Here is an 11,730-nt window from a genome sequence, read left to right as displayed (position 1 = left end):
CATTTGGAGACGTCATGAAAGCAATCGATCTGCGCGGTCTGGTCCCGGCACCCGTTACCCCTTTCACCCGCGACGGCGCGGTGGACCATGCAGCAATTCAACGTCTGGGCTCCTGGCTCGGCAGCATTGAAGGCGTGAAAGGTCTGACGGTGCTCGGCCACGCTGGCGAAGGCACGTTCATGACGCAGAAAGAACAGGCTCAGGTCATCGAAAGCTTCGTTAAGTCCGTCGACGGCAAGATTCCGGTCATCGCCGGTATCACGCTCGAAGGTACGCAAGTCGCCGTCGACGAAGCGAAGCGCGCGGTCGAGGCCGGCGCGTCGGCTGGTCTGGTGTATCCGTCGCACGGCTGGTTGCGCTTCGGCTACCAGAAGGGTGCGCCGCAGGACCGCTACCGCGCCATCTACGAAGGCAGCGGCCTGCCGCTGATCCTGTTCCAGTACCCGGATGCCACCAAGGCGACGTACAACCTCGAAACGCAACTCGAAATCGCCGCACAGCCGGGCGTGTTCGCGATGAAAAACGGCGTGCGCAACATGCGTCGCTGGGATGTTGAAATCCCCATCATCCGTCGCGAGCGTCCGGAACTGCAAATCCTGACCTGCCACGACGAGTATCTGCTGCACACGATGTTCGACGTTGACGGTGCACTGGTCGGCTACGGCGGCCTGGCCCCCGAGCCGCTCATCGAGCTGATCAAGGCCGGTAAGGCGAAAGACTACGCGGCCGCACGCGCGATCCACGATCGTCTGCTGCCCGTCACGCGCAATGTGTACCACCGTGGCTCGCACATGGAAGGCACCGTGGCACTCAAGCACGGCCTCGTGGCTCGCGGGATTCTCGAGCACGCGACGGTGCGCTCGCCGCTGCTGCCGCTCGCGGAAGGCGCGGACGTTGAAATCGCCGACGCACTGCGTTCGGCAGGCCTCGTCGACTGACGCGGAAGCGGCGCATTCATAGCCGTTATGACGATAGCGAAGCGCTGCCCCCGCTTCGCTATCCGCGTTAAGCCGTCACGGCGACGCACGAACGCTCGTTTCGCACGTCGCCCATAACAGGATCGGGAAACGACCAAACAAGCTCCAACATCGCGACACTACAAGACAGAAGCGCGACGGTGCTTAAAAAAGACGAAGTCCGAGGGCCCATAAAATGCAGCTTTTCAGGAGACAGCATGAACACCCCTTTGACCGCCTACAGCGTCGGTGTTGGTCAATCCGAGAGCGCAACGCGCACCACGAGCGAGCAGTTGCGTGCGGCGAACCTGCTGTTCCGAATCGAGAACGTACCGTTCTGCCGGTGGCACACCAAGGCCCGTATCATCATGGGCAGCGCGACCCTCTTTGACGCATTCGACGCCCTATCGCTTGCCTTCGTACTGCCCGTATTGATTGGCCTCTGGCATCTCTCGGCCGGCCAGATCGGCGTGCTGATCGCCGCCGGCTATCTCGGCCAGGTCGTAGGCGCGTTGGTGTTCGGCTGGCTCGCTGAGCGCATCGGTCGCGTACCGAGTGCGACGGTGACTGTGGGCGTGATGTCGGCCATGAGCATCGTCTGCGCATTCACCGGCAGCTTCCATATGCTGTTCCTAATGCGCTTTCTGCAAGGCATCGGCGTGGGAGGAGAAGTGCCCGTCGCGGCCACGTACATCAACGAGCTGTCGCAAGCGCACGGCCGGGGACGTTTCTTTATTTTGTACGAACTCATTTTCCCGCTGGGTTTGCTCGCAGCCGCGCAACTGGGGGCGTTCATCGTCCCCCGCTTCGGTTGGGAGTACATGTTCCTCGTGGGGGGCATCCCGGGCATAATTGTCGCCTTCCTGATCGCACGACTCCCGGAATCGCCGCGCTGGCTCATTTCAAAGGGGCGCTTCGATAAGGCGGAAGGAATCATCGAGCGACTGGAGGCCAGCACGCCCAAGCGAAACCTTGATACGAAAACGCAGAAGGCCGAAGTTGATGAGCGCGTGGTCGGCCTGCTGAACGGCCTGCAGTCGAAGCAGACGGGATCGTGGAAGGAACTTTTTTCGCCGTTCTACCGCGGGCGCACCATCGTAGTGTGGTTACTTTGGGCGACCTCATATTTTGTCGCGAACGGCATCAACAACTGGCTGCCCAGCCTCTACAAGACGGTCTACCATCTGCCGCTGCAAGAGTCGCTTCACATGGCGTCCATCTCGAACGTCCTGAGTACGTGCGGGGTGCTTGCCTGCGCGTTGCTGATCGATCGTGTCGGGCGCCGCCGCTGGGCAATGGCCTGCTTCATCATCAGCGGGATCCTGCTCGCCGCTCTGGGTATTCATGGAGCAGGTAGTGCCTGGTCAGTGATGTTCTTGGGATCTTCCGCATACGCAGTGATGGCAACCACAACCGTACTGCTGTACCTGTACACACCTGAAATCTATCCGACCCGGATGCGCGCGATTGGTACTGGCCTCGCGACGTCCTGGCTGCGGGCCGCTTCTGCTGCCGCGCCTGCGATCGTGGGCGTCGTATTGACAGGGAAGGGCATCGCGGCGGTATTCATCCTTTTTGCGGTGGTCAGCGCTGTGGGTTTCTTTGTAGCTTCGCGAATGGTGGAGACCACCAATCGCGCTCTCGAAGAGATCTCCCCGTAACCGCTCGCATCCCTTGCCGCTCCTTCTCCTGATGTGAGTCAAGGGGAAGGAGCGTCCTGGTTCGAAACACCGATAATTTCAGCGCGACAGGTTCACAGATAGCGACAACGTTCCACGACTCTGTTTGTAGTCCTTATCGGATGTCGTGCGGCAAAGATCGCATATAACAAAACGAATGGAGACAACGGAAATGAAAAAGGCACAACGGGTCATGGCCCGCGCTTCGATGCGGAAAGTCGCTGGCACACTTGGCGTAGCAGCGATGCTCAGCGCCGGCCTCGCATTGACCTCTGTCGGCGCCCGCGCAGATAGTGGTTCGCAAGTCCAGCTGTATGGGATCGTCGGCACCTATGTCGGCAGTGTCAAACGTAGCGATACGCCTCAATCCACGGTACTCATAGGCAGCGGCGGATTGACCACATCATTCTGGGGAATCCGCGGCAAGGAAGATCTGGGCGGCGGTGTCAGCGCCATCTTCGCTCTGGAGAGCTTCTTCCAGCCTCAAAACGGCGCGCAGGGCCGCAATGCCACAGACCCGTTCTTTTCACGCAATGCGTACGTGGGCTTTCAAGGCGACTTCGGTCAGTTGACCTTCGGGCGCCAAAGAAATCCGACCTATACGGCCGAATCCCTCATCAACCCGTTCAGTTCGTCGACTGTCTTTTCGCCTCTCGTCCTCCAGACGTTCGTGACCAACTATGGTGGCACGATCATTGGCGATACGGTGTGGAACAACACCGCCAAGTACACAACACCGGACTTCAAAGGTTTCGGCGCAACCGTGATCTATGGCCTGGGTGGCGTTGCGGGGTCGCCCGGCGTCGGCAATCTCGGCGCGCATTTGAATTATCAAGGTCACGGTCTCACGGCAGTGGTGTCCGGCCAGCGCGTACGCTACACCGCAGCGGGGCCAGTGGGCGCACAATACGCCTACCTCGCGGGCGCGGCCTATGACTTCAAGCTCGTGACACTTTATGGCGCGTGGGCGATGACAAGTGACGTGAGTACGCCGACAGGCAGCCACACGTACGAGGCGGGTTTTTCGATCCCGTTCACACCGGCCGATTTCCTGCTTGCTGAGTGGGCGCGTACGCAACGGTCCGGTCCTACGCATACGACCAACAGCCTTCGCAATACTGCCGCACTCGGTTACGACCATCTGCTGTCCAAGCGGACGGACATTTACGCAATTTACTCTATCGACAAGCTGAGCGATCATCCCATCGGCAACACCTTTGCCGTCGGCATTCGGCACACGTTCTAGAAAGCGTTCACCCTTTTGTCGTCACTTCCTGTCTCTGAAAAGCTCGGCGGCGAGGTCGGTTACGGGCCGGTCATATACGAGGGGCGTTCGGGATTCGCAAATTCCGCCGAGTCTGGTGCTAAGCTGCTGATTCGAGAGGGGAAACGCTGACATCCGCTCGGTAGTCCGTGACAGCGACGTGGACGCCAGCAGCGACAAGTGCCAGAACCCAGGCACCTCATGCGAAGGGATTCAGGGGCCGTCTTGCCTGAGCGCCGAGCGCACCGCTTGCGGGGTTTTTCCGGTCCATGCCTGAAATGCCCGCGCGAAGGAGTTGGGATCTTCGAAACCCAGCAGGAAGGAAATTTCTGCGCCGGACATTGATGAATTGACGAGGTAGTGTGTAGTGGTCAACTAATCCCGGACACTGCGTTAAGTTTTTCTTCCGCAACCGCCGGCGCCAGTCCGTCATTGAACTGATGCGGCCGTATCCAGTTGTACCGGTGCATCAGGTAGTGGCTGATGTCCCGGTGTGCCTCCTGCGCCGACATGTAGCCCACTGACGGTAGCCATTCGGTCTTGAAGCTGCGGAACAGCCTCTCCATCGGGGAGTTATCCCAACAATTTCCTCGACGGCTCATGCTCTGCTGTATCCGATAGCGCCAGAGGCGCTGACGGAATTTCCGGCTTGCATATTGGCCGCCTTGATCCGAGTGAAACAGCAAGCCTTGCGGTCGACCACGTTGCTCATAGGCCATCTCCAACGCCTGCACGACCAGATCGGCATCAGGGCGTGTCGAGAACGCCCAGCCAACAACCCGACGCGTGAACAGGTCGAGTACTACGGCCAGATAATGCCAACGTCCCTGCGCCCAGACATACGTGATGTCACCACACCACACCACACCTGATTCGGCGTACCAACCTCGAATTCGCGATTGAGATGGTTCGGGATATCGATCCGCTCGACCGTGGCCTGCTTGTAGGCATGGCGACCCGGCTGCTTGCAGATCAACCCGAGTTCTTCCATCAAGCGGCTGACCTTGAAGCGTCCAATCGCCGTACCTTCCTCGCGCATCATGCCCATGATGCTGCGACTGCCAGCAGAGCTTCGACTCTCGATGAACAGCTCGTGTACCCGGCTACGCAGTACCATGCGCTCGGTATCAACGCGTCGGGCTCGCCCTCGGTGTGCATACAGGCAGGACCGCGACACGTCGAATACCGCGCAGATCAGCTCGACCGATTCGCTTGCGCCAATCTGATCAATTACTTCGTACGTTCGATGCCTTCCGACATCAAGAGCGCGGTAGCCTTTTTTAAAATGGCCTTCTCACGCTCGAGGCGTTCGATACGCGCCTCGAGTTCCTGAATACGCTGTTGATCCGGCGTGATTGCCTTGCCCTGCGGCGTGACGCCCTGGCGTTCCATCTGAAGTTGCTGCACCCAGCGGCGCAGCACCGTCTCGCCGACGCCGACCGAGCGGCTTGCTTCCATATGGCTATAACCCTGGTCGAGCACCAGACAGGCGGCTTGCTGTTTGAACTCCGGGGAAAACGTACGTCGTTGCTTGCTCATCAGACACCTCTTCATGGCGACCATTCTCGCCTAAATCAGTGTCCGGATTCATTAGACCACTACAGTCGGGCGATGTGTCGGCGATCGCGGCCGGCGTCGTCGGGTGGGCGGTGTTTGCGCTGTTCCTGCACGACCCGTTGATCGGCGTGCGGCCGTTCGGTTGAACGTTCCGCGTACGCAGGCTCGGCGACCGCGTCACGCTGATCGGCCGCGGCCCGGCGCGCGAGCGGCAGGCATCGCCCGGCCTACCGGCCGACGCATTGCAGATCGGCGGCAGCATTGACCGACGGCGGGCACGATCGCGCGGCGGCTGGCGAGTTCGCCCGCGCATCGACGCGAGCGCATAGCGACGACGCTCGCGGCGCGCGCGTCAGATCGGCCTGACGAACAGCCCGACCGTCAGTGCCGCGCCGATACAGACGATCGCGATCCGCAGCACGCGCTCGTTCACGCGGTGCAGCGCCCATGCGCCGAGCAGGCCGCCGACGATCGCGCCGCTGCCGAGCGCAAGCGCCGCGCCCCAGTGCAATTGCGGCGAGGTGACGAACAGCAGGACCGCCGACGCGTTCATCACGCCCGCGAGAGCGTTCTTGGTCGACATCGCGTGACGCGGCGACAGGCCGGCCATCGTGAGCGCGGCCATCATCAGGAAGCCGATGCCGCCGCCGAAATAGCCGCCGTAGATCGCGATCAGGAACTGCGAGATCCCGGCCGCCATCGGGCCGAGATGCTGCGCGGCCTCGGTCGGCTTGCGGAAGAAGCTGCCCCATGCGAACACGACGGTTGCGAACAGCACGAGCCACGGCACCAGCTGCGAGAAGATCGACGACGGCGTTTTGAGCAGCAGCAGCCCGCCGAGCGCGCCGCCGATCACGCTGATCACGAACAGCGCGCGAAACGACAGCGTGCCTGCGCCGCGGACCATCTTGCGGCTTGCCCAGCCGGTCGTGACCTGGCCGGGAAACAGCGCGACCGTCGACGTGATGTTGGCCGCGAGCGGCGACATCCCCGATACGATCAGCGCCGGTAGCGTGACGAATGAACCGCCACCCGCGAGGGCATTCTGGAGACCGGCCCACAGGCCGGCGAGGATGATGAGGACGAGCATCGGTGCGCAGGAAGGGTAGCGTGGCAGGGCGCGCCGGCGGCGAGCGCGAGCGCGAAGGTGGCCCGATGGTAATGCAGGATCGCGTCCGCGCAAAGGCGGTGCGTGCGCTCCGTTTCAGACGCGCACGGGCGGCCGCCGTGCGGCGGCGCATCGGCCGGCTGCGTCAACCGGTCGTGTCAACCCGTCGCATCAACCAACCGCGTCACCCAACGGCGTCACCCAACGGCGTCAACCAACGGCGTCAACCAGCCGGCGCGGGCAGCGCCGACGCCCGGTCATTCGTTCGATTGCGCCGCGGCATCTTCCTGCGTATCGCCGTCGGCGTCCGGATAGACGATCGCACCGTCATCGCGGACCGTCGCGCCGGCCGTGATGCGCGCCGGCTCCACACGATTCAGGCCCATGATGTGCAGCACCGTCTCGCCGCGCGCGAGCAGGTAGTCGGACACGATACGCCGGTGACAGCGCCACCAGACGGCCTCCGAACACATGAGCGCGCAGCGCTGCTGCTCCCCGAGCGCGATCAGCCGCGCGAGGCCGGCGCGGAATTCCGGCGACAGCGCGTAGTCGGCGTACCGATGGAAGCTGCGGTTCGTCCAGAAGCCGTTGAGTGCGTCGGGCACGTCGCGCGACTTGCCGCGCAGCCCGCCGAGCTCGGCGATGTGCTCGTAGCCGATGTCGGCAGCGGCCAGCGCGTCGGGCAGCGTTGCCTCGTTGAACTGCGGGTTGGTGCGCGAGCGCGTCATCTTGCGGATATCGACGAGCAGCGTGATGTCGACGGCCCGCAGCATCGCGACGAGTTCGTCGAGCGTGCGGTTCGAATGGCCGATCGTGTAGAACGGGAGCGTCACGTGCGCTCCTTGCCGGCGACGCGTTCGAGCACGCGGCCGCGATGCGCGGCGATGTGGTCGGTGCGATCGCTTTTGATTTCGTATTGGGGATCGTCGGGCGACGCGCGATGACGATGGCCCTTGTAGTCGAAATCCTGCGTGTGCACCGCGATGATCGTGCCGGTCACGTAACCGGCTTCGGAATTCCAGCGGACATGGTCGCCCGGTTCGAACGGCGTCGTCATGCGTGAGCCTCCTCGTGGTGATGCTCTTGCGATACGGCCGCAAGCGGCGGGTGGAGCGAGCCACGCCAGTATGCACGTCGCCGCGCTTTCGCGCGTGCGAGGTGCATCGTGTGGGGCCTCGGTCAGGCTCGTCCATGCAATCTGCATGCCCCGTATCGACGTCTGAAGTGACATTTTTACTTCGCGAACGTTGACGACTTTGCTTTGGCCGACGGCTCGACGACGATCAGGCGAAGCAGATGAAAGTCGATCCCGATCCGATCGTCCGGCATTTGGCGCTGTCTCCGAACGACCGCCTCGAATCGGCGCGCGGTTCGGCAATGGACCGCCGACAGGACATCGTGCATCAGCAAAACTCTGGCAGTTTTTGCAGATGCGTTGTCATCTTCCACAAATTCATGCTGGCTGGATGTCGATAAAGTACGCATCACGCAGACGCTTCAAAGCACCGACGTGCCGGGTTCCCGTGCTTCGACCCGGTAGTGAACAAGCGTTGTGCGATGTCGATGGCCGCGATGCGTCATGAACCCATGATGCAGCGCTTCGAGCGCTGCTCAGCACCATCGACGGATTGCCGAGAGATCGACCGTAAGGTCGGGTCAGATTGGGGAGTTAATCATCATGAAACTTGTCATTTCGAAAGTCGCAAAGGCAATCGTGTCCGCGTGCGCCATTCAGAGGGCCGACGTCATGGTCTGCAATTCGGCGGGACAGCAGATCCCGTACGTCATGTTGTTCACCATGTATGGCTTCGTCTGAGCGCGGCGCCACGGCCTCACAAGGAAGGAGATTCTCATGCGCACGACAATTGCAGCGATACTCTGGTTCGTCACGTGCATCCCGTTTGCCGCGAGCGCCGGTGTAGTCGATGCGGGCTGCGCCGCGGCCGTGGTCACGAGCGGAAAGACGCGCGCCGAAGTGCGGGCCGAACTCGTTCAGGCAGAACGCGACGGCTGGATTTCGACTCACTCGCCCAGGCAGCGGACCTATCCGCCCGATATGGCGCAGGCTCGCCGGAATCGGGATGTCCGCGATGCAGGCGCGGTGGCGACGCCATCCTTGCAGGCGTCGAACCAGCAGCCTTGAACAATGACCCTGGCGTCCGCATGCTGGCGCTGCAATATCGCTGCATCGTCATGTAGGCTCCAGGGCGAGCCACGCTCAGAACTTATGTCGTATAGCGAGCCGATAAACCATCTGGTGGTTATTCGACGAATCTCCGGAGCCGCCGATGTTGGCGACGGCTGGCGCGCCCGTCGACGATGTGCCCGAAGCGCGCTGCCAGCCGCCGGAGAAGTACACGTCGGTACGCTTCGACAGCAGATAATCCAGCGTGAACGCCACCTGATTGTAGTGCTGGTTGCCGACGGCATTGCCTTGTGCCGTCGTGACGCTCCGCGCGTTCATGTAGTCGTACGCGACGCCGACGAAAAAGACCGGCGTGACACGGTAGTTCAACCCGATGTCGTAGTTGTTGAAGACGGCGGTACCGTTCATGAACCCCGCACCGAGATTGGCGTATTGAACGTTCGAATACGATGCGCTGATCGTCGCGTTTCCGATCGTGTAGGCCGCCGCGATGACGGCGTCCTGATAGGCCTGCGCGACCTGATAGGCCGAGTTCAGAGAGGAGGCCAGCAGATTGAAGCCGCTTGCATAGTTGGTGAACCATCCGTTGCCTGGCGTCGAGGTCGGGTGTTTGAAGTAATCGAACGCCGCGCCGATCTGAAGCGGACCGTGTGTGTAACCGACTCCAAGCGAATAGCCCGACATCGACGTGAAGTCGCCGGGTACGCCGCCAAGGCTATATTCGACGCCAAAGGAGAAGCCGCGGAAGTCCGGGCTCATGTAGCGCACGGAGTTGTTGAATCGCACGCTGTTGCTGGTGTTGTCGAAATCTCCCGGATGCGCGCTCGGCAGGTCGCCAACCGCCGCGGATCCGGCAAGAAACTCGGGGAAATACCACACCATGTCGTATTGACGGCCGGCGGTGAGAGAGCCGTAAGTGTCGCTGCTCAGTCCGACGAAAGCCTGCCGGCCGAACGCCGTGCCGCCCTGGGCAAACTGTCCGTTGTTCACGTTGATGCCGGACTCGAGCGTAAAAATCGCCTTGAGACCGCCACCCAGGTCTTCCTTGCCGGTCAGCCCCCAGCGGCTGCCGTCGATGCCGTCCAGCGAGTCCATGTAGACGGCTTTGCCGCCGCCTACGTTGGTCTGGTAATGAATGCCGTTGTCGATCTCGCCATAGAGTGTGACGCTGCTCTGGCTATGCGCGACGGAACTGGCCAGCCCCACGAGCGAGCCGACAATGATTTCGATTTTTTTGGTTTTCATGAGATCTCCGCAATCAAAAGGCCATACAAAAGAACGGTTCACTTGACGTTCATCGATTCAGCGAGCGGTACCGGTCAGGCCGAAAAGGATTTCTTCAGGCCGTTCTTCGTCAGGCCATAGCAAGCGCCCATCAGCGCCACGCAAGCCGCTGCAATGAGGATTGGCGCGGCTGCCACGCGAAACATCGCGTCGACGCTCCAGTTGTTCGCGTACAGGACGCCCGCGAGGTAAGTGCCGCCCGCGGCGCCGAGCCGACCGAATCCGTAGGCCCACGCGACGCCCGGGGCGCGCAATTCCGGGCTATAGAACAGCGTGCACAACGCGATCGCGCAGGTTTGTCCGCCGCTGATGCAAAAGCCGCAAAAGAAGATCGTCGTGAGTAAAGCGAGATGCGATGAGCCGATCGCGATGGAGATTGCGTACATCGACACGGCGCCGCCGACGTAGACCGCGGACAGAATTCTGTAAGGGCTCGTGCGATCCATGATGGGTCCCATCAGCAGACTGGCCACCATGCCGCCGATGATCACGGTGATGGTCGCCCAGACCACGAGCGCGGGTGGGAACGAGATGGACGCGAGAACGGTCGGCAGCCAGCTCTGCAGAAAATAGAACGCGGCCAGGTTGATGGCGAATACGGCCCACAGCAGGAATGTCCCCACGCGGAATTGTGCGGAGAACAACCCGAGCACACTTGCGTCTGCCGGCTTCTCTTCGTGAGTGACCAGTTCGCTGTCCGCTTGCAGCGTGAAATCGGGAAAGAGGCGCTTGGTTGCACGAAGCAATTCACCGGGCTGCGCGTTCGCCGACAGGTAGGCCACGGATTCCGGCAGCAGCGGGACGAGCAACACCGTCAAGCCGACTGCCGCGAGCCCGCCCAGCCACAGTGGGCCTTCCCAGCCGAACCGCGGGATCAACGCGCTGCTGCAGATGCCCGCGAAGATGAACCCCAGCGCATATCCCATGTAGACGAGAATGACGAAAGTCGCGCGGGTTCTCTTCGGGCTGAATTCCGAAACGAGGCCCACCGCGCAAGGCGTGGCCGCTCCGAGCCCGATGCCGGTGAGGAACCTCAAGGCGATCAGCTGCGGCACGCTGGTGGCAAAGACGGTCAGGACGGTGAACAGGCCGAAAGCAGCGGTTGCCACGAAAGCGATCTTCTTCGTGCTGAAGCGTCGGGTCGCGAACGGAATGCCGAAATTGCCGATCAGCAACCCGAAGAACACCGCTGAAAAAATCGCGCCGAATACCGCCTTGGGCAGTTGCCATTCTTTCGCGAGAACGGGCACGATGAAGCTGATGACCTGGGTGTCGAAGCCGTCGAAAAGCATCAGCAGCGCGCAGAAGGCGACGATGAAATACTGCCTCCTGCCGATTCTGCGACTGTCGATGATGTCGTAGACGTTGATTTTCCGTATTTCCACATCGTTCTCCTCGCGTTAAAAGAAAAGGTTTTACTTCGGGTATTGCATTTTCTTGCCGGGTTAAAGGTGGTGGCGCGAATGGGCGAGCATTCGGTGCCATTAAAATGGGATTGAAGAATCGACGATTAATGCGACGAATACTTGATAAATTTACGAAGCTGATTGTTGATGCAAATGCGGCGGCCCGGCGGATTCGATCGACGACCGTGCCGTCCCGTCCCGAACGGGGCGAGCGCCATGCACAATGGTGCGGCGCCATCGTCCGTTCGGTATTGGTGTGAAAAAACTGTCTCGCTTGATTTATTATTCCGTCGCTCCGTATTTCATTGCGTTTGAAGAAATCCGGGGCGC

11 protein-coding genes and 2 pseudogenes are annotated in these 11,730 nt (G+C 61.3%); 6 read left to right on the top strand and 7 right to left on the bottom strand.

All coding sequences use genetic code 11. From position 1 onward, the window contains the following. Nucleotides 1-14: 14 nt before the first annotated feature. The 3 genes from AP428_RS25830 to AP428_RS25820 all read left to right on the top strand — a co-directional run bounded on the left by AP428_RS25830 (nucleotide 15) and on the right by AP428_RS25820 (nucleotide 3,881). A complete protein-coding gene (locus AP428_RS25830; RefSeq protein WP_011548553.1) occupies nucleotides 15-938 on the top strand; it encodes a dihydrodipicolinate synthase family protein in 924 nt (307 codons plus the stop codon). Nucleotides 939-1,174: 236 nt separating this feature from the next. After that, nucleotides 1,175-2,617 (top strand): MFS transporter, encoded by a 1,443-nt coding sequence (locus AP428_RS25825; protein WP_011548552.1) that lies wholly within the window; start codon nucleotides 1,175-1,177, stop codon nucleotides 2,615-2,617. A 190-nt stretch (nucleotides 2,618-2,807) separates the two neighbouring features. Next, on the top strand, nucleotides 2,808-3,881 hold the full coding sequence (locus AP428_RS25820) for a porin (protein WP_011548551.1): 1,074 nt from the start codon (nucleotides 2,808-2,810) through the stop codon (nucleotides 3,879-3,881). A 231-nt stretch (nucleotides 3,882-4,112) separates the two neighbouring features. Here the strand turns inward: AP428_RS25820 and AP428_RS35905 are convergent, their stop codons facing one another. Together AP428_RS35905 and AP428_RS25815 are read right to left on the bottom strand one after the other, a co-directional pair. After that, nucleotides 4,113-4,274, bottom strand: coding sequence for an AraC family transcriptional regulator (locus AP428_RS35905; protein WP_200094992.1), 162 nt, complete (start codon nucleotides 4,272-4,274; stop codon nucleotides 4,113-4,115). Then, a pseudogene (locus AP428_RS25815) lies at nucleotides 4,271-5,438 on the bottom strand (IS3 family transposase). Before AP428_RS25815 ends, AP428_RS35905 begins: the two are co-directional and overlap by 4 nt. A 65-nt stretch (nucleotides 5,439-5,503) precedes the next feature. Between AP428_RS25815 and AP428_RS36890 the strand changes: the two are divergent. Next, nucleotides 5,504-5,602 (top strand): annotated as a pseudogene (locus AP428_RS36890) (protein NrnU); the annotation flags it as partial. A gap of 206 nt (nucleotides 5,603-5,808) precedes the next feature. On the opposite strand, the gene AP428_RS25805 reads toward AP428_RS36890, so the two are convergent. The 3 genes from AP428_RS25805 to AP428_RS25795 all read right to left on the bottom strand — a co-directional run bounded on the left by AP428_RS25805 (nucleotide 5,809) and on the right by AP428_RS25795 (nucleotide 7,621). Then, nucleotides 5,809-6,546, bottom strand: coding sequence for a sulfite exporter TauE/SafE family protein (locus AP428_RS25805; RefSeq protein ID WP_011548548.1), 738 nt, complete (start codon nucleotides 6,544-6,546; stop codon nucleotides 5,809-5,811). Between the two features lie 275 nt (nucleotides 6,547-6,821). After that, nucleotides 6,822-7,397 carry a DUF488 family protein gene (locus tag AP428_RS25800; protein ID WP_011548547.1) on the bottom strand — a complete coding sequence of 192 codons (576 nt, stop codon included), beginning with the start codon at nucleotides 7,395-7,397 and terminating at the stop codon, nucleotides 6,822-6,824. Continuing rightward, nucleotides 7,394-7,621 (bottom strand): DUF2945 domain-containing protein, encoded by a 228-nt coding sequence (locus AP428_RS25795; protein ID WP_011548546.1) that lies wholly within the window; start codon nucleotides 7,619-7,621, stop codon nucleotides 7,394-7,396. The genes AP428_RS25800 and AP428_RS25795 overlap by 4 nt, the downstream gene beginning before the upstream one ends. A 239-nt stretch (nucleotides 7,622-7,860) precedes the next feature. On the opposite strand from AP428_RS25795, the gene AP428_RS36885 reads away from it, so the two are divergent. Then, a complete protein-coding gene (locus AP428_RS36885) occupies nucleotides 7,861-8,040 on the top strand; it encodes a hypothetical protein (RefSeq protein WP_124675975.1) in 180 nt (59 codons plus the stop codon). 376 nt (nucleotides 8,041-8,416) lie between these two features. After that, the gene (locus AP428_RS35900) at nucleotides 8,417-8,707 is read left to right on the top strand and encodes a DUF4148 domain-containing protein (RefSeq protein WP_011548544.1); all 291 of its coding nucleotides are present in this window, start codon (nucleotides 8,417-8,419) and stop codon (nucleotides 8,705-8,707) included. A gap of 75 nt (nucleotides 8,708-8,782) precedes the next feature. On the opposite strand, the gene AP428_RS25790 is transcribed toward AP428_RS35900, so the two are convergent. Both AP428_RS25790 and AP428_RS25785 read right to left on the bottom strand, forming a co-directional pair. Beyond that, nucleotides 8,783-9,955, bottom strand: coding sequence for a porin (locus AP428_RS25790; RefSeq protein ID WP_011548543.1), 1,173 nt, complete (start codon nucleotides 9,953-9,955; stop codon nucleotides 8,783-8,785). A 74-nt stretch (nucleotides 9,956-10,029) separates the two neighbouring features. Next, complete coding sequence (locus AP428_RS25785) at nucleotides 10,030-11,379, bottom strand: MFS transporter (RefSeq protein ID WP_011694456.1); 1,350 nt, start codon at nucleotides 11,377-11,379, stop codon at nucleotides 10,030-10,032. Between the last annotated feature and the right edge of the window lie 351 nt (nucleotides 11,380-11,730).

This window comes from Burkholderia sp. E168m22, from assembly GCF_001319805.1.
Taxonomy (GTDB): Bacteria; Pseudomonadota; Gammaproteobacteria; order Burkholderiales; family Burkholderiaceae; genus Burkholderia; species Burkholderia orbicola.
Note: the sequence above shows the minus strand (reverse complement) of the source record. Positions and strands in the feature narration are given on the sequence as shown.